The organism is Xylella taiwanensis, assembly GCF_013177435.1.
GTDB lineage: Bacteria > Pseudomonadota > Gammaproteobacteria > Xanthomonadales > Xanthomonadaceae > Xylella > Xylella taiwanensis.
The window spans coordinates 1,033,263-1,049,776 of the sequence record NZ_CP053627.1; the positions used below are offsets into that span (position 1 = coordinate 1,033,263).

Consider the following 16,514-nt stretch of genomic DNA (forward strand, 5'->3'; position numbering starts at 1 on the left):
TCCATCCCTGGTCACCGCATACGCCAGCTGGCCGAAATACGTGGCGCTGCTCGGCCTTGGTGTAGCAGCCCAGTTATACTTTCCAATAGTGACGTATCACCACGCCCGGCCATCCCCGTATCCGGGCTTTTTGGATTGATCAATGGGTAGGGTGTTTAGAGATATCGAAGGTGGGAGGCTGTTCCCGCATGGAAGTGTCGTTTGCATCGGCGCTTTTGATGGTCTGCATCTGGGTCATCAAGCGCTCGTCCGTCGTGCGTTTCAACATGCAACGGCCTTGGATGTCCCCACCGTGGCACTGAGCTTCGAACCGCTGCCACGCGAATTTTTCGCCCCTGCCGCCCCGCCCCCGCGTTTGACCTTGACACGCGCCAAGATCGAGGGGCTGCACCGTTTCGGTGCCGACAGCGTCGGCTTGCTGCGTTTCGACACCCGACTTGCAGCGATGCGTGCTCAAGCCTTCGTCGAGCATGTTCTGGTTGGGCGCTTGGGGGTACGCGAGGTTTTGATTGGGCCGCAGTTCCGTTTTGGGCATCAGCGCAGCGGTGATATCGCGCTGTTGCAGCAATTGGGCCTGAGGTACGGTTTCACAGCCACCGAGATTGCACCCTTACACCGGCATGGTGAGCGCGTCTCTGCAACCAGAATCCGCACACTGTTGGCCGCAGGCCATTTTGCCCACGTGGCTGAGCTGCTGGGCCGACCCTACATGATCGGCGGGCACGTTGTGCGTGGCCGGCAGATTGGCAGCACTCTGGGCTACCCGACGGCGAATATGCGTTTCCCGCATCCCCTCGCACTGGCCGGCATTTATGCGACCTGGGTGCATGGCATCTTCGAGCAGCCATGGCCTTCGGTCTCCAGCTTCGGGACCCGGCCCACCGTCGGCGGTGTGGAACCGCTGCTGGAGGTGCATCTGTTCGATTTCCAAGGCGATCTATATGGACGCCGTATCGACGTCGAATTTGTCGCAAAACTACGTGACGAAGCGACATTCCCTGATCTCCCGACAATGACCACACAGATACATCGCGACGCCCAAGAGGCGCGTCGCATTCTTTCCGAACATAGACTGCGAGCCACCGCGTGAGCCAAGACTACAAAGCCACCCTCCATCTGCCCGCAACCGACTTCCCAATGCGTGGCGACCTCCCCAAGCGTGAGCCGGCCATGCTGGAACGTTGGGAACGTGAGGGACTTTACACACAGCTGCGCGCCCGTACCAAGGGCCGCCCTCTGTTCGTCCTGCATGATGGCCCACCCTACGCCAATGGTCAGATCCACCTTGGCCATGCCGTCAACAAGATCCTCAAAGACATCATCATCAAGTCCAAGCACCTGGATGGTTTCGACGCACCGTACATTCCGGGCTGGGATTGCCACGGCTTGCCCATCGAGATCGCCATCGAAAAGAAATACGGCAAGGTGGGTGTCACCTTGGATGCGGTGCAGTTCCGCCAAAAGTGCCGCGAGTATGCTGCCGAGCAGATCGAGTTGCAGCGTCGCGATTTCAAGCGCCTGGGCGTGATTGGTGACTGGGACGCCCCATACAAGACGCTTGACTTCCGCTTCGAAGCCAACGAGATCCGTGCGCTTGCCAAGATCGTCGATAAAGGCCACCTGGTCCGTGGTGTCAAGCCAGTGCATTGGTGCTTCGACTGCGGTTCGGCACTGGCCGAAGCGGAGATCGAATATGCCGACAAAACCTCTCCCATGGTGGATGTTGCCTATCCAGTGCTTGACCCCACGGCGTTTGCAGCGGTATTCAACGTCACGGTGCCGTCTGATGTTCAGCTCGCCGTGCCGATTTGGACCACCACACCGTGGACACTCCCTGCTTCGCTGGCCGTCTCTGTGGGACCAACACTGGACTACGTCTTGGTTGAAGGGCCGGCGCACTCCGGGCACCGCCGCTGGTTAGTGCTGGCCGAGGCACTGGCCGAGAAAGCACTGGCACGCTACGGCATCGGCGCAGTGGTGGTACATGGGCGCGCCAAGGGGGCCGCGCTCGATCTGCACATGTTGGCGCATCCATTTTATGCCGAGCGCCAGATCCCGTTGCTGCTTGGTAACCATGTTTCGGCTGAAGACGGTACCGGCGCGGTACACACCGCGCCTGGTCACGGCCAGGAAGACTACCAAGTCTCTCAGCAATACGGGTTACTGGGCCGGTATAGCAGCGCGCAACTCAACCCCGTCGACGACCGCGGCGTCTACTTGCCTTCGACCCCGCCACTTGGTGAGATCCCACTGGCCGGTCTGCATATCTGGAAGGCCAACTCTGTCATTGTCGAAGCGTTGCGTGCTCGCGGCGCGTTGCTTGCCGCCGGTGAAATGCGTCATAGCTACCCGCACTGCTGGCGCCACAAAACCCCCATCGCGTTCCGCGCCACACCGCAGTGGTTCATCTCTATGGAGCAGGCTGGCTTGCGTGCGGATGCGCTGCAGGCCATCGCGCAGGTTGCTTGGTACCCCGGATGGGGGCAGGCACGCATCGCCGGTATGATCGCAAACCGTCCGGACTGGACCATCTCACGGCAACGCACCTGGGGCGTGCCGATTCCACTCTTTGTACACCGTGAGAGTGGAGAACCCCATCCGCGCAGTACCGCGTTGATGCGCCAAGTGGCGGAGCGCGTCGAGCAGCAAGGTGTGGACGTCTGGTACTCGCTGGATCAAGCGGAGTTGCTGGGTACCGAAACCGATCAATACGAGAAGATCACCGACATTCTCGACGTCTGGTTTGATTCTGGTATCACCCACGATGCCGTCCTCACCGAGGGCGGCCTGCCTAAACCTGCTGATCTGTATCTGGAGGGGGCCGACCAACACCGCGGTTGGTTCCAATCTTCGCTGCTGACCAGCGTGGCAATGGACAATGCTGCACCGTATAAACAATGCCTGACCCACGGTTTCACTGTGGACGAGCACGGCCGCAAGATGTCCAAATCGTTGGGCAATGGTATCGAGCCACAGGACATCATGAAGACCCTGGGCGCGGACATCCTGCGCTTGTGGATTGCCTCCGCTGACTACAGCAACGAGATGTCTCTCTCCCAGGAGATCCTCAAGCGCAACGCTGACGCCTATCGGCGTATCCGCAACACGGCCCGCTTCTTACTGGGCAACCTGCATGGCTTTGATCCCGCCGTACACCTGGTGGCCCTGAACGACATGGTGGCTTTAGATCGCTGGATCGTACATCGCGCCTTTGAGTTGCAAGAGACCATCAAGGCGGCTTACACGCGTTACGACTTCGCCGAGATCGTGCAGGCCGTGTTGAATTTCTGCAGCGTGGACCTGGGGTCGCTGTACCTGGACGTCACCAAAGATCGCTTGTACACCATGCGTGAAGACGCCCCTGGCCGGCGTTCTGCACAGACCGCGATGTTCCATGTCACTGAAGCCTTGGTGCGTTGGATCGCACCGATATTAAGTTTCACGGCTGACGAACTGTGGACCTATTTGCCGGGTGACCACGCGGACAATGTGCTTTTCGTCACCTGGTACGCAGGCTTGGCGCCATTGCCAGGCAACGCACCGCTGACGGTGACCGACTTCGATAAGTTACTGATGTTGCGCGACCAAGTCACCAAAGTGTTGGAACCGATGCGCGCCAACGGCGTGATCGGTGCTGCATTGGAAGCAGAAATCACCGTCGCTGCTGATGCTGATAGCGCCGCACGCTGGCAATCGCTGACCGAGGAGCTGCGCTTTCTGTTCATCAGTGGTGATGTGACCGTGACGGTGGCTAATACTGACGGCGTCTTTGTCAGTGCCCAGCCAACCACCAAAGCCAAATGCGCCCGCTGCTGGCATTATCGTGCCGATGTCGGTGCCGACCCAAGGCATCCGGAACTCTGCGGGCGTTGTGTCAGTAACGTCGAGGGTCCAGGTGAAGTGCGTCGTTGGTTCTGAATACCTGCCTGCGAGCGGCGTTGCGGCCCACATCTACCGCTGTACTCGGATGGACGTCGCAACGTGTGGAGATTGCGTGTACTCCCCGTGCTTTACTGAAACATAGACGCCACGTTCAACAGAACATGAGACATTCTGCTCTGACAGCCTACAACGCCACAACGTTTCTCCTGAAAACGGGCCAGCGTGTGCCATCCGATACCGGATGAATGTCTGGCCACAGAGTGCATCTCACCGTTTTTTCTTATCTTTCCTGTAGCGACCTTTTCAGCTGCTGAAAAAACCACCAAAGACTTAAAAGACCAGGCCGCCGATCATATGACCAAACCATCCCACTCCAACGCGCTGATCTGGTTACTGCTTTCGGTCGGCGTCATTGCTCTGGACCAATGCACCAAAGCTTGGGTCCTATCCAGCCTGCCCGAATACATCCCCGTGCCAGTGATTAATGGGTTCTGGAATTGGTACCGCAGCTACAATACCGGCGCAGCGTTCAGCTTACTTAGCGAAGCGGGTGGTTGGCAGCTGTGGTTCTTCGTGGCATTGGCTGTTGGCATCAGTGGCGTGCTGATGTTCTGGCTCTCACGTACTCCACGGCGCGAATGGCGCAGCGCATTGCCCTATGCGCTGATCATTGGAGGAGCCATTGGTAACGTGATTGACCGACTGATGCATGGTCACGTAGTCGATTTCATCCAATGGCACGTGGGTTCCTATTACTGGCCTTCGTTTAACGTTGCAGATTCGGCCATTGTCGCTGGTGCCATCGGTATTGCCGTGTTTGGCCTACTGAACGGCAAGCACCACTCAAAAACAGGATAATTTCTGTCCGTACTCTGTTCCCCTGACAGAGTGCCTCACCGCCATATAGAAGCCCGCAATGAAAGTCCTGCTTGCCAATCCTCGAGGTTTCTGCGCCGGCGTTGACCGCGCCATCGAAATCGTCAAACGCACCATCGAGATGCTGGGAACCCCCATCTACGTCCGTCACGAAGTCGTGCATAACCGTTTCGTCGTTGATGATTTGAAGCAACGCGGTGCGGTGTTCGTTGAAGAACTGCATCAGGTCCCCGATGGAGCAACAGTGATTTTCAGCGCCCACGGCGTATCGCAGGCCGTGCGTCGCGAAGCGGCGCAGCGTGGACTGAAAGTGTTTGACGCCACCTGCCCGCTGGTGACCAAGGTGCATCTGGACGTGGCTCGCCACTGCCGCGCCGGACGTGACATGGTACTCATCGGTCATGCTGGACACCCGGAGGTGGAGGGCACTATGGGGCAGTGGGACCAGGAGCGTGGTGCTGGCCATATCTATTTGGTTGAGAACATCGACGATGTCGCCATGCTGGATGTAACCCAACCGCACCACCTGGCCTATACCACCCAAACCACGCTGTCGGTGGACGACACGCGCAGCATCATCGAGGCGTTACGCAGGCGCTTCCCAACCATCCAAGGGCCGAAGAACGATGACATTTGCTATGCCACCCAGAACCGCCAGGATGCGGTGCGGAATCTGGCCCGAGCATGCGACTTGGTGCTGGTCGTCGGCTCGCCAAACAGCTCCAACTCCAACCGGCTGAGCGAATTGGCGCAACGCGAGGGCGTCGTGTCCTACCTGATCGACAGTGCTGCTGAGATCGATCCCGCCTGGGTCATTGGTAAGCACCACATCGGTGTCACCGCGGGTGCCTCTGCACCGCAAGTGCTGGTCGATGGTGTGCTGGCACGGCTGTACGAACTAGGTGCAGAAAGTGTGTTGGAACAAAGCGGCACACCGGAATCGATGGTCTTCGCACTCCCCAAGGAACTGCGCCTGCAACTGGTGGGTTGAGGGTGCGAAGCGCGCGTCGGCGTTGACCAGTCAGAACGCCCCGCCCTAAAATTCCCCGCTTAGGCCGCACTCGTTCACGGAGTGGTCACCGTGTACTACTCGTGGCGGCGGAGGTGCAAGGCCTGCATCACCAGGCGTTCGGGCTGCCAGCGGTCCGATGGCTTTGCAGGACAGACACGGTTTAGACATGTTTTGGTTTTCGCCGGTGTAGCTCAGTTGGTAGAGCAGCGCATTCGTAATGCGAAGGTCGTAGGTTCGACTCCTATCTCCGGCACCATGATGTAGCGGAAGGCCGTCCACTTAAGGTGCGGCCTTTTGTTTGTCTCTCACTAACATAGTGCTGATCATTCCGATGCTACATGAAGTTGTTGAAGGGCTGCGTGGCATGCTGCAAGGTATAGAGTCTAAGTTAGACGCTCAATGCATCGTGTCGCCGGTGACACGATGCATTGCCACGATTGATGCAGTTTCTGCTTTGTCTCTGCCAGGGGGCATTGAGACACCAGTCGGCCCACCTTCCTTGACTGGCTTAACGACTATTTTCTCCCAGCTCCCAGTCTAGACTGCGTCGCAATTGACCTTTATGGCAGCGTACTGCGCAGTCCTCCACATCTATCGACTTGAGTCCGACCTAAGCGCCGTGAGTGAAGCTCGTCCAATTTCTATCAATGGCAGGACAGCACTTTCGCAAGTTGCTTGCCAATGCTGTTGTGGTCAACGTGGGATCGCTTGTCCAAGCTGTTCGAGCCAGGCGTTGAAAAAGTTGCTGCTGCGGAGCGAGCCAATCACCAGCTTTTCGCACGGGTCGCCTATCACATGGGCGATCTTCTCTGCCACGCGCCAAGATAATCACGTTGATTGGTTAATGTCGTTTGCTGATTCTCGACGCATCCGCACGATGTTGATCACGTTTTACATCATCAAGCAGTGCGAGGTGGCGCTTTAACCCGGCCACACTCGCGCGTAGCGTTAGATCATGCGGGTTTTGTTCTAGCTGCGCTTGAGCTTCCCGCATCTTACGGTGCTGCTTATTCGGAGCCCTACTGACTCCGTTTCGACAGGCGCGTCCTGTAATGAGCTTGGCGGCATCGGCTCGGAAAACGCGCGTCTTTGAGTCCTTTAGTCTCAATCCTGAGCGGCGTATAAGGCGACCGACCCAGCGTGCGTCTGTATGGCCGAAGCCATTGCCGGTTATGGCCATGTCGTCAATATAGAGCGTGAAGACCCCGCCGCGTGACCGCACTCTGTCATTGATAGAGTCAAACAAATTGTGATATGCCCAAAAAGACAAAAGTGGGCTGGCGGGACTTCCTGTGGCTAGGTGTCCATCGCAGCAAAGCAGATGCGCAAGTGTCTCTGACACATCAGGTGCACAGTTGAGCTTCTGTTCAAAGAATTGTGCGACGCGATGCAGTGTTACTGATTGATAGAACGAATCAATATCCATCGTGACGGTGGAGCCGTCAGCCTTGCAGTGTGCTGCAGAATTGCTCAAGTACGAGTAGCCAGGGCGCGCAGAGTGCAGATAATCGGGAAGCTCAATGCGAATAAGAAGGTCAAGTAAGCGCCTCTGAAAACCCTTTAGCCTACGGGCAGGTGCTTCAATAAGACGATCCTTGCCAGGCTTCGATGTGTCGATGTATCTCGTGTAGTTGTCGGGCTGGCGAGTGAAGGTCTGTAGTTGCCCTGCTGTGCCGGCCCACCAAAGGATTTCAGCAAGTTTTGTATGACGCCGAATGCCATACAGGTGTGACGAAGCGATCCTGTACCGCTCAGTTCGCCTCTTTGTTGAGACGGGTTTGGTCGTCTGCTGATTCATTCTCAATTGTCCATGAGAGGACGCTTAGTAGCTTCTCAGCACGGGCGCGTCTTGTTTCTGATTCACCTTCGAGTGCTTCCATGAAACTTAAAAACGTCGAAGCCGGAACATCAAAGACACTGGCATATTTGTTCAACACATTGAGGCTCACCTTCTTTTCGCCTCGTTCAAGCTCTGACAAATAAGACTTCGAGATTCCCAGCAAATCAGCGAGTTCGCCCTGCTTCATCCGATGAACCTCTCGGATGATCTTGAGGGCTCTATTCAACATTTCGCCTCCGTATTACTTTCCTCAAGTGGGTAGTGTTGTTCTATGGGAGGGTGTTGGTTTTGTCGTATCATGCTTGGCTATCAGCGCAGTGTTGTTCAAAAGAAACGATCAAGCAGTTTCCAGACAACCATGACCAATTGTATGAACCAAGGCTTCCTCAAGAATCGCTTGAGATAGCCAACCAACTTCTGACGCTTGTCGTGCTTCATCATCTTCTTATCTCGGTGTGATGGCGTAATTACCACCCCCTTGCTACACCTGAGACGGGGAAGCGTCAGCTTTCGCCCTCCTATAGTCCATTGGCGTCGGACCTTGCCGACGCCACCTGAATCCCACGACCCTCGACTGTCTACATCGGCACGCACCCAACAGGGATCGCTGCGCGCGAGCCGCCATTCCAGCGCATCAGGCTTGAGCCTCTACTCATCGTGCATGTTGAGCGTACTCCGCGAGACGAGCAGCCCATAGTCAAGGTGCGGTCAGCGGTAGGTGCGTGCGTCGTGGTGGAAGCGCCGGGTGCACGCTCGGTAAATCGGGTCCGCCCATCGCGCTTTCATCTGTGCGGCTAGGCGCACCGTAGTTGGGATCGGCGCAACATCGCGCCATTGCTGTTGGGAGACAGCGTCCCAGGTGCATCCGCCCTGTTGCCGTCACCGTCGGCGTTTTCCACATCCGCCCCGGTGGGCTGATTGGTCAGGGTTTCCCGGCGACGCGAGGGCGGCGACACACTTTGCTACCGGAAAGCCCTGATGCGATCAGTAACTGCTGTGAGTGGCCGCCACACGCCTGTTTATCTTCGCCGCCGTCGCGTTATGTTTGGTCTGTCTCTTCTGGTGGACAGTCTTTGGTTTTCCGGATGTCGGGGACAGCGTCTTTCATGTTGACTTCCCCTTGCTCGATGGAGTGGTGATGCCCTGGGTAGTGAGCTGGTTGCTCAGGTTGGCGATGAGGTCGGCTTGGCCGCTCACGGGCCCGTCATTAGCCGTGTGTGTGGTGCGCTCGATCAGCAGAACATCATTGAGCTTGGCCGTGACAGCAGTAACAAATAGGGGAACATCACCGAAGAACGCTGACGTTCTCGGCCAACGCGCCACGACATATTGAAAGCATTCCGGTTGCGCAATGGCGTTGCGATCCGTTTCAAGGCGTGGGGCACGCGCTCGAAAGCGGCCACAGGTCAACCAATCTCATAGGCGTCAACCTGCCATGAACCTGACCCCAGTCTCCCCGCTGCTCAGCCCACAACAGATCCGCCAGCTCGCGTCCAACCTGGATGCTATCCACGGTGCCCACTAATGACATCGGCATGGGTTGCGTCATTAGAAACGCATGCATGAGCAGTGCCGCTGCGCTGGAGCGTCTCATGACGACTCCCGAGGATGTGCTGTGTGTCCTGGCCGCATCCGGGATCGGGATCGCGTGTCCTGCTGCCGAGCCGCCCGGAGTGCGTCGCGTCGTATGGATTTGTCGGAGAGTACGGACACAACGTCGATGCAGGCGCGGGAATCGGGCAGATACGTATATGACTGCACCGCGCTGAAGATCAATCCGAGGCTCACCAATATCGGCGTTCAGCAGGGTTTTGGATGCCAAGAGAGTCGTATCTGCCCAGGCCGACGCACTGAGCACGGCCTGCGGCCATCAGACACGCTATATACCGTTCCCGCATCCCTACTCGAATCTGCCGAAACAGATTCGACGCTGACTTTCTGCCTCACCCAGGTTGGTTTCACCACCATCTTGCGACGCTCGTTAGCGTCTTGCTCTCCTCAGGCTGTCACCGTGGAATTCACAGCGATACGCTTGAGGTTCACTGCCGCGTTGCCGTCGTGGTTGTGAACCTTGCCGTACTTCGGGCATCTCCACTCGTGCACGTTCAATGGCAAGGTGCTCAGTTGTAGGCAAAAGCCAGCCACATCCGCTGCACGCGCCAGACAGGTTGCTTGCGTATTGTTGGGGTCCAGCGCAATACGGTAGACCATCGGCATTGCGATACTTCCACAGTCGTTTTCACGGCATAACGCCGCAGTGTCATGATCGACATTCCCAACGCCTGTGCCGCTTTGCCTATGCCAACCAATCTCTCCATCACGTCTCAGTGGGCGATTTAATGCATGCCCTGGAGGTGATCGGGCAGCGCGACAGACACCCCGTATACCGCACCACCGACTGGGAGCCCATTGAGATTTCCATTGTGAGCATTCCGGCTGATCCTTCCGTGGGTATCGGGTGCGCCTTTGGAAAACTCGCCACAGGACGCCGCCGTCCCTACGGTACAGACTGCACAAACACGTGCGACACACCCAAAGCGGGATCACCCCATGACTGAGAAAATCGTAAGAGACGCTTCCGCAGCCCTTGTCAGGGAGATGGCCAGATTGCCGAGGTACTCGAAATCCTGGAACGTCCCGGAGAGGCACAGCGCCAAAGCCACAACAATGACGTGGATGAGGAACGTACCTGCGTGCGGCAAACTAACGTACTTGGGAGCAGCTACGGGAACACGGAACTGGCCCGTGAGTATTGACCAAGGCAAATCCCCAGAGGCATGTCAGCGCGCCTTGCTGACCAAACTGAGTGAAACAGCATCCTTGCCGCAGTCCGAACAAGACACAGCGACTAGCATCGGCCTGTCCACCAAAGAAGTACGGCACTACAGCGTCATTCGCGCCATCCCCGCGTTATTGCCTAACGCCAGCAAGGCTGACAAAGCCGCGCAACCTTCAAGATCGAGTGCTCACACGCCGAGAAAAAACCTATGCCAAACCGGCGCGTGGGTTGCTGATCCCCGCGGACCTGCTGAACCGTGCATTCTTCATGACCACCCCATCCGAGGGGCCCGGCTCCAACATCATTGCGACCGAATTACACGCTGCGTCCTTTATTGAATGACTGCGTCACAACACCTGGGTGATGCAGCGCGCCAATGTCATGGGGGGCCTGGTCGGCAACGTCGATATCCCCCGCCAAAAAGGCGCCACCCAAGCCTACTGGGTCGGTGAGGGCGAATCGCCGGAAGCAAGCAAGCCCGCCCGCCCTGGATCAGATTCATTTCACCCCCACATCGCTAGCGGCCTACACCGACATCACCCGCCGCCTGTTCTTGCAATCCACTCCCGATGCCGGACAGATCGTTCGCACCAATCTGCTCCACGTGATGGCCCTGGAAGTGGATCGCGCAGCGATCTACGGCAGCGGGTCCGGTACCCAGCCCAAAGGCATCAAACAGCACAGTGGTATCAACGCAGTGCTCTTTACCAAACCAGGGTGCCCTTCCTTTGCCGAGCTGGTGCAGATGGAAACCCAGATTGCACTGGGTAACGCTGATGTGGATGCCATGTCCTATGCCTTTAATGCCGGGATTCGCGGCTATGCCAAAGACCGCTGCCAGCGGCACGATGTGGGAATCTGATAACACCATCAACGGGTATGCCACCAGTGTGTCCAACCAAATTCAACCAGGCGACGTGTTCTTTGGACACTGAGCCGACCTCGTCATTGCCATGTGGGGCGGGCTGGACCTGACGGTAGCTCCGTACAGCCTGAACACCGGCGGCGGCACTCGGATCATTGTGTTTCAGGATATCGATTTTAATACCCGCTGCCCGGAAAGCGTCTATTACGCTGCCGCCGCTTAAGCCTGAAGGAGAACACCAGGTCCAGTCATGCCCTGATAGAGGTGCTCGTGTCGCGCGCATCGGTGTATTGCTATCTGGACAATCACGATGCCGAGGCAGGGCATGGTGCTGTTGCCCACCGCTGCCGCTCTGTACAAACTGGCGGTACTGTTTCGTGTCAAGCGCTTGCTCCTTGACCTGGCTGACTCCTTTAACGGCATCGCGTTGCTGATGGGGCGTGATCACGGCTGTTGGTGTCGGATTATCCTTGCGTCGGAAGGGGGCTGACGTTCGTTCGATCAGACTGATCTGCTACTGCTACTGTTGGTGTTTCCAGTACTGGTGAATACGCTTGCACCGTGATCGGCCCAAGTGAACGCAATCACTGGCACGCACGCCCCACGCCGCTTGGAAAACCCGTCAGAGGACATCCTGTAGCGCAGCTCAGATGCTGTCTCCGTCTTGCGGCACGTGAGGGACTTATAGAGGGCCTGATGGCCGCAACACTATCTACACGGCGTAGGCGTAGAAGTGCTGAACATCGACGCTGGCGCACCCCTCATCCAAACCGTCTGCAGCAGCGTCATTGGCCTTGGGTACTGCGCCTTTGGCCGATGCCAGCACCGATCCTCGTAACACACTGATTCCGGTGTTCGGATCAGTCGCGATGGCCGCCTCACTGGGAACCACGGGTACGTTGCCGCAAACGATCGAAAGCATGTGTGACCAAATTGGAACGGTGGTGAGTGTGGTGCACATTGGAAGACAGCGATGCTGAGCCCGAGAGGCGGTCTCATCCAGTCCGTGGCATCCACGCCGTCACCGGCACCTACGCTACTGGCCGCCGCACGCATCACCGGCTACACACCACGCTTGCTGATTGCTCCAGGCTTCATCCACCAGCGGCTAGAACAGACCCATGCCAATCCGGTGGTTGCAGAATGAATCGGCATTGCCGATGCACCGGGCACCACCGATGCGCAGGTGATCGCCCAGGCTGGAGACGTCGGTAGTAAGCGCGGGTTTCTGGTCGATCCACACATCCATGACGCTTGGTGCAATGGCAAGATCGTCACCGCCTGACCGTGCTGCCGGTGACATGCCTGCTGGGGGGCTGCGCCATTGTTTCGGATGACGCTTCAGCCGGGTGTCGAAAACCGCTTAGAGAAACGCTCGCAGGTGATGGTGGACACCAGGGTGACGGTGAAACCTGACAAGAACGGCAAACCTTCGGGTGCATTGAGGCGAAACCACAACATGGCTGCTATGTTGACCACGTCTTGACGCCATCGCATCGCGCGACACATCCACCTGCGGTCCAGATACGCGCAACACCACAGCATCACGAGTCGCTTCGTTGCACAGGATCATCAATGACCCTCTGGCGTAAACTTTTCAGCATGGCGTCCCGCTCGTCTGCAAGCCCGCCACCACGATAGATGAATGACGTTTCATGCCGGGCGTATTGCGTGTCGCGCCTGGCACTGAACCAATTGAACGATCCAACACAAAACACATCATCGTCCCCGATCACCATTTTGCTGTGGATTCTGACAACGAAGGCCACTTGAATCCCCGCATCACGCAATGTATCGGTCGCCGTCAGCAGTTCATTGATCTTGTTTCCGCAGGTGTCATTGTCCGTATTGAATTCCGGATCGGTGTAGATCGTGACCTGCACGTCACGCCCCACGGCATCCCGCATCGCTGCGAAGGCGCCGATGTCTTCGATGCGCTTCAGGCTCATCCATGGAGTCACGATATGGATTTCGCGTTGCACGCGCTTCAGCGTCTCTAACAAAAAGGTATCGTGCGCTGGTGCGTCTCGCAGTACATGGAGATCTGTACTGGGAACTTGCAAATCTTTGCGGACCAGATGTTCGAAAGAAAGCGCGTTGCTGGGATCCCGAAAAAGATAGTCAGCCAGCAGGCCGCGCGGCGTCATCTTCGATGCCGACGCGAAGACATCCATATCTCCAAACACCAAAAAAGTATTTTTTGCGCGCGAAACCGCCACATTCAGCATGCTTGGACGATTGTCGATGAAGCGGCCGTCCGCATGCTTGCTATACACCGGAGAGAAGATCACCACAGGCCGTTGCGCGCCTTGCAAGGAATGCATTGTGCCAACGATGGTCCCTTCCTTTTCGGGGCTGACGTTGATTCCCACGAGACGGCACGCCTGCGAAATCGCATCTACCTGCGCACTGAAAGGTGTCACGATGCCTACGATGTGATGCAGTGGTTGCCCATAGTTCGCTTGCAGCGCATCCCGGTGCTTTGCAAGCCACGCGGCGATGGTTTCTGCCTCATGCATGTTGTGCCGGCTCCTGCCACTGCTTTTCTGGCAAACACCGTGGATGTGGAGGTATCCCAGGGCCGGCCACATATCGCCCTTGTCGAAGGCTTCCGCCTTCGACCCGCGCTTGGGGATGAGTTTGCCGCGATAGCACAGCGCATTGCAGTAGCTGACAATTTCATCAAAGCAGCGATGGTGCTCGTACAGAAACATGCCACGTGCCAGCGCGGGATCATAGTGATATCGGCTCAGCATTTGGGCGATCTGCATGACACTGCCTGAAGCAGCAGATTTTCCAGTCTTGCAAAGACGCTCGTAGGCCTCTTGATCCCCTTTTTCAGCAAGCAGCTTGGCACTGATCAAGTTGCCGATATCGATGCTGGCTGGGACCGACCAGATCGGCTCGATCTGCATGTCGTCGCCGATGACCAGGGCTTTCTTGCTGAGCGCAAATGAGGCTCCTGCGACTTCTGGAAGCACTTGACTGGCTTCGTCGACGATCAGCAGATCTGCAAAGTCATAGAGGTAGTTGGAGACAAAGCCCGGTCCATCATGCTGGTAAACCCGCATTTTTTGCGGAAGCATGAAGAACGTCGAGACAATACAGGGCGTTAATTTCATCCGTCGCCGCCAGCGCTTTTCTATGAAAGAACGTTCCTTCTTATGGCGCTCTTCATCCAGATTCGGCAAGAGCGCTTGCATGTCTAACAGCCAGCGCCCTTCCCAGTAGTGGGTGGTCAGTAGAAAGATCTTGAAACGGATCTGCATGTCGGCGCGCGACTCGCAGTCCGCAATGGATATGTGGCTTGCCGCGTCCGATAGATCCAGAGGCGCCAAAGCGGCCTGCCATTTCCCCATGTAGAACTGTTCGGCGTGCAGCACAGCTTCGCCGCGCTTGACACACCACTTGTGTTCCTTGAGCGTTTGATCGAATTGACGGGTGATACCTTTGAGAGACGCATCAATCTGGCGGATGGTCTCCCAGGCCCCTTGTGCGTGATAAGACGGCCAGATCGGCTTCAAAAACAGGCGTGCCAGGCGCAGGCGCTTTTGGGCGACAGGAGGCAGCCAAGAAAAAAAAGCGTAAACGACAGACTCTTGCGTACGATAGTGCTCCCAGCGTGTGACCACGTCATCGATCAAGCGCTTCTCGGTCTCCGTGTTGTCCAGTTGTTTGCGGCGTCGCGTCATCGTGGCAGCCGGCATATCCCCCAACTCCACTCGAACCGCATCGCGCGCACCACTCAGGGCTGACCACGCCTCCTCAATGGCGGCAAGTGTTGCCGCTTCTTTCCGAATCGCCTTCTGCAAAGCCTCGACGGCAGCCGCGACACTGCGTGACTCAGGCGCGATCTCTGGAAATGCTACCGCTGCTGCACGTAAATAAGCCTGCTGTGCCTCAGTAACATAAGCGGCTGATTCCACAGCATCGAAAAACTCCTCGGTTTGGTACTTTTCTGAAGCTTTAGCCTCTTGTTTTGCGGAAGGCAGGAAGGCACCGAAACTCTTGATGTTTGGCAGCCAACGTCCCGCGAAAGGGCCATCGCCTGTTGCGAAATCATGTCCGAACGCATCAATGATGTTGGTCACCGCCTGATTCGTCGTCGAAGCAGCCACAATGACCGGCGGCTCCTCATGTGCGAGGGCCGCGTGAGCCCACAGCGACGCCACAGCCGATAACAACAGCGTGGTTTTCCCAGTACCGGGAGGGCCATTGACCGCAAGAATCTCCCCCGCTTTGGCGGCCATCAAGTGTGTCAGGGCATCGCATTGTGCCGGCGTTGCAGGGAACGCATTGCTGCCATGTGCGAGCCGTTGGGAAAACCCCGCATGCGGCGGTAAACAAGGTTCAGGTGCAGCGATGTCGGTGCTGGCATAGCGTTCGAACAAGGGCACCTGTGGTGTATGGCGGCGGAGATGGTCGTATAAAGCGAGGATATGCCCACTGGAGAACGATTCTTTCTTGGCAAGGTAACCATGTTTGGCAAGCGTGTAATGCTCGTCGGGTCCAGGCCAGCCGCCACCGATCTGCTCCAGCAGCCGATCGCAGCCCGCCAGAAAATCTACCCACTGCCGATCGAATTCGAGATTGCTCAATGGGTCCGCATCATTCCCCATAAAAGCGATTCCAGGCACAGGGTGTGCCGTCAGGAACGCATCCTGATCAGACACGCAGCCAATAGAGAAATGTCCGCGTGCTAAAGGCTCCAGAATGTCGCGAGGGACCAGCGTCCGGGTTAATGGATAGATCCTGCCATCGCGGGCCAGCAGCGCCAATGCAACGATGGGCGTCACGATAGCGGGTGTTCCAATATGCTGCGGCGTGCCATGTTCGAAGGGCAGGGTGTAGACCTTGGGTCGGATGACTACTTCGACCGCCTGTAACTGTTCGGCGTCTTTGCCGAAGCAGGCATCGACGATGTTGCGGCTTGCACAACCACTTGCCAAGTGTTCCTGAGAAAGCTCCCAGAATGCTGAAATATGACGACCATCAAATGCTCCACGGTCTGTTTCAGCATCTGCGAGCGAATGACGCCAATAGCTTGCGTAAGCGGAAGAGCGTGCCTGCATATTCTCATCAGTCCTTATTAGGCGTGGAGGTATGGTGTTGCCTGCCGATAGCGGCACATGGCATTACGCCGTCATTGGGCCAAAGCCACATGGCATCCTTTGACAACGTCTTAAAACCTTCCCAATACAAAATAGCGCCGCTACATGATGTGGCCTGCTGTAAGCGCGTTCTGCATCGCTGCATATGG

18 protein-coding genes and 1 tRNA gene are annotated in these 16,514 nt (G+C 57.1%); 12 read left to right on the plus strand and 7 right to left on the minus strand.

Annotated features, from left to right (window positions below):
* Positions 1-142: 142 nt before the first annotated feature.
* The 5 genes from PLS229_RS04415 (at position 143) to PLS229_RS04435 (ending at position 6,026) form a co-directional block, all read left to right on the plus strand.
* Positions 143-1,090, plus strand: a complete 948-nt coding sequence (locus PLS229_RS04415) for a bifunctional riboflavin kinase/FAD synthetase (RefSeq protein ID WP_114867093.1) — start codon at positions 143-145, stop codon at positions 1,088-1,090.
* The gene (ileS, locus tag PLS229_RS04420) at positions 1,087-3,918 is read left to right on the plus strand and encodes an isoleucine--tRNA ligase (protein WP_038272864.1); all 2,832 of its coding nucleotides are present in this window, start codon (positions 1,087-1,089) and stop codon (positions 3,916-3,918) included. The genes PLS229_RS04415 and ileS overlap by 4 nt, the downstream gene beginning before the upstream one ends.
* Positions 3,919-4,236: 318 nt before the next feature.
* Positions 4,237-4,740, plus strand: a complete 504-nt coding sequence (gene lspA, locus PLS229_RS04425) for a signal peptidase II (RefSeq protein ID WP_038272868.1) — start codon at positions 4,237-4,239, stop codon at positions 4,738-4,740.
* Positions 4,741-4,798: 58 nt separating this feature from the next.
* Entirely contained in the window at positions 4,799-5,749 is a 951-nt protein-coding gene (gene ispH, locus PLS229_RS04430; protein WP_038272862.1) for a 4-hydroxy-3-methylbut-2-enyl diphosphate reductase, read from the plus strand.
* A gap of 201 nt (positions 5,750-5,950) precedes the next feature.
* A tRNA-Thr gene (locus PLS229_RS04435) sits at positions 5,951-6,026 on the plus strand.
* A 585-nt stretch (positions 6,027-6,611) separates the two neighbouring features.
* Here PLS229_RS04435 and PLS229_RS04440 read toward each other — a convergent pair.
* From PLS229_RS04440 to PLS229_RS04450, 3 genes are all read right to left on the minus strand, one after another.
* Positions 6,612-7,568, minus strand: coding sequence for a reverse transcriptase family protein (locus tag PLS229_RS04440; RefSeq protein WP_038272860.1), 957 nt, complete (start codon positions 7,566-7,568; stop codon positions 6,612-6,614).
* Complete coding sequence (locus PLS229_RS04445) at positions 7,522-7,797, minus strand: helix-turn-helix domain-containing protein (RefSeq protein ID WP_200866217.1); 276 nt, start codon at positions 7,795-7,797, stop codon at positions 7,522-7,524. Before PLS229_RS04445 ends, PLS229_RS04440 begins: the two co-directional genes overlap by 47 nt.
* Positions 7,798-8,714: 917 nt before the next feature.
* Positions 8,715-9,020, minus strand: coding sequence for a hypothetical protein (locus PLS229_RS04450; RefSeq protein WP_038272854.1), 306 nt, complete (start codon positions 9,018-9,020; stop codon positions 8,715-8,717).
* Between the two features lie 152 nt (positions 9,021-9,172).
* Between PLS229_RS04450 and PLS229_RS04455 the strand changes: the two genes are divergently transcribed.
* Positions 9,173-9,379 carry a hypothetical protein gene (locus tag PLS229_RS04455; RefSeq protein WP_152536665.1) on the plus strand — a complete coding sequence of 69 codons (207 nt, stop codon included), beginning with the start codon at positions 9,173-9,175 and terminating at the stop codon, positions 9,377-9,379.
* Between the two features lie 229 nt (positions 9,380-9,608).
* On the opposite strand, the gene PLS229_RS04460 is transcribed toward PLS229_RS04455, so the two are convergent.
* On the minus strand, positions 9,609-9,827 hold the full coding sequence (locus PLS229_RS04460; RefSeq protein WP_038272853.1) for a zinc ribbon domain-containing protein: 219 nt from the start codon (positions 9,825-9,827) through the stop codon (positions 9,609-9,611).
* A gap of 122 nt (positions 9,828-9,949) precedes the next feature.
* Between PLS229_RS04460 and PLS229_RS12205 the strand changes: the two genes are divergently transcribed.
* The 5 genes from PLS229_RS12205 (at position 9,950) to PLS229_RS04470 (ending at position 11,744) form a co-directional block, all read left to right on the plus strand.
* Entirely contained in the window at positions 9,950-10,168 is a 219-nt protein-coding gene (locus PLS229_RS12205; protein ID WP_230428189.1) for a hypothetical protein, read from the plus strand.
* Between the two features lie 404 nt (positions 10,169-10,572).
* Entirely contained in the window at positions 10,573-10,731 is a 159-nt protein-coding gene (locus tag PLS229_RS12210; protein ID WP_230428190.1) for a hypothetical protein, read from the plus strand.
* Positions 10,732-10,837: 106 nt separating this feature from the next.
* The gene (locus tag PLS229_RS12215) at positions 10,838-11,251 is read left to right on the plus strand and encodes a phage major capsid protein (protein ID WP_051482383.1); all 414 of its coding nucleotides are present in this window, start codon (positions 10,838-10,840) and stop codon (positions 11,249-11,251) included.
* Between the two features lie 91 nt (positions 11,252-11,342).
* A complete protein-coding gene (locus tag PLS229_RS12435; protein WP_267903176.1) occupies positions 11,343-11,477 on the plus strand; it encodes a hypothetical protein in 135 nt (44 codons plus the stop codon).
* Positions 11,478-11,564: 87 nt separating this feature from the next.
* On the plus strand, positions 11,565-11,744 hold the full coding sequence (locus PLS229_RS04470) for a hypothetical protein (protein ID WP_152536664.1): 180 nt from the start codon (positions 11,565-11,567) through the stop codon (positions 11,742-11,744).
* 222 nt (positions 11,745-11,966) lie between these two features.
* Here the strand turns inward: PLS229_RS04470 and PLS229_RS12220 are convergent, their stop codons facing one another.
* On the minus strand, positions 11,967-12,176 hold the full coding sequence (locus tag PLS229_RS12220) for a hypothetical protein (RefSeq protein WP_230428192.1): 210 nt from the start codon (positions 12,174-12,176) through the stop codon (positions 11,967-11,969).
* A gap of 51 nt (positions 12,177-12,227) precedes the next feature.
* Between PLS229_RS12220 and PLS229_RS12225 the strand changes: the two genes are divergently transcribed.
* Positions 12,228-12,401, plus strand: a complete 174-nt coding sequence (locus tag PLS229_RS12225; protein ID WP_230428193.1) for a hypothetical protein — start codon at positions 12,228-12,230, stop codon at positions 12,399-12,401.
* A gap of 194 nt (positions 12,402-12,595) precedes the next feature.
* Here the strand turns inward: PLS229_RS12225 and PLS229_RS04480 are convergent, their stop codons facing one another.
* A complete protein-coding gene (locus PLS229_RS04480) occupies positions 12,596-12,751 on the minus strand; it encodes a hypothetical protein (RefSeq protein ID WP_160199298.1) in 156 nt (51 codons plus the stop codon).
* A 47-nt stretch (positions 12,752-12,798) separates the two neighbouring features.
* Positions 12,799-16,326 carry an AAA domain-containing protein gene (locus tag PLS229_RS04485; RefSeq protein WP_038272843.1) on the minus strand — a complete coding sequence of 1,176 codons (3,528 nt, stop codon included), beginning with the start codon at positions 16,324-16,326 and terminating at the stop codon, positions 12,799-12,801.
* Positions 16,327-16,514: the final 188 nt, after the last annotated feature.

Coding starts and splice junctions, on each gene's coding strand:
- PLS229_RS04415 (WP_114867093.1), top strand. CDS start 143: ATGGGTAGGGTGTTTAGAGATATCGAAGGTGGGAGGCTGTTCCCGCAT.
- lspA (WP_038272868.1), top strand. CDS start 4,237: ATGACCAAACCATCCCACTCCAACGCGCTGATCTGGTTACTGCTTTCG.
- ispH (WP_038272862.1), top strand. CDS start 4,799: ATGAAAGTCCTGCTTGCCAATCCTCGAGGTTTCTGCGCCGGCGTTGAC.
- PLS229_RS04440 (WP_038272860.1), bottom strand. CDS start 7,568: ATGAATCAGCAGACGACCAAACCCGTCTCAACAAAGAGGCGAACTGAG.
- PLS229_RS04445 (WP_200866217.1), bottom strand. CDS start 7,797: ATGAAGCAGGGCGAACTCGCTGATTTGCTGGGAATCTCGAAGTCTTAT.
- PLS229_RS04455 (WP_152536665.1), top strand. CDS start 9,173: ATGAGCAGTGCCGCTGCGCTGGAGCGTCTCATGACGACTCCCGAGGAT.
- PLS229_RS04460 (WP_038272853.1), bottom strand. CDS start 9,827: ATGCCGATGGTCTACCGTATTGCGCTGGACCCCAACAATACGCAAGCA.
- PLS229_RS12205 (WP_230428189.1), top strand. CDS start 9,950: ATGCATGCCCTGGAGGTGATCGGGCAGCGCGACAGACACCCCGTATAC.
- PLS229_RS12435 (WP_267903176.1), top strand. CDS start 11,343: ATGTGGGGCGGGCTGGACCTGACGGTAGCTCCGTACAGCCTGAACACC.
- PLS229_RS04470 (WP_152536664.1), top strand. CDS start 11,565: ATGCCGAGGCAGGGCATGGTGCTGTTGCCCACCGCTGCCGCTCTGTAC.
- PLS229_RS12220 (WP_230428192.1), bottom strand. CDS start 12,176: ATGCTTTCGATCGTTTGCGGCAACGTACCCGTGGTTCCCAGTGAGGCG.
- PLS229_RS12225 (WP_230428193.1), top strand. CDS start 12,228: ATGCTGAGCCCGAGAGGCGGTCTCATCCAGTCCGTGGCATCCACGCCG.
- PLS229_RS04480 (WP_160199298.1), bottom strand. CDS start 12,751: ATGCGATGGCGTCAAGACGTGGTCAACATAGCAGCCATGTTGTGGTTT.
- PLS229_RS04485 (WP_038272843.1), bottom strand. CDS start 16,326: ATGCAGGCACGCTCTTCCGCTTACGCAAGCTATTGGCGTCATTCGCTC.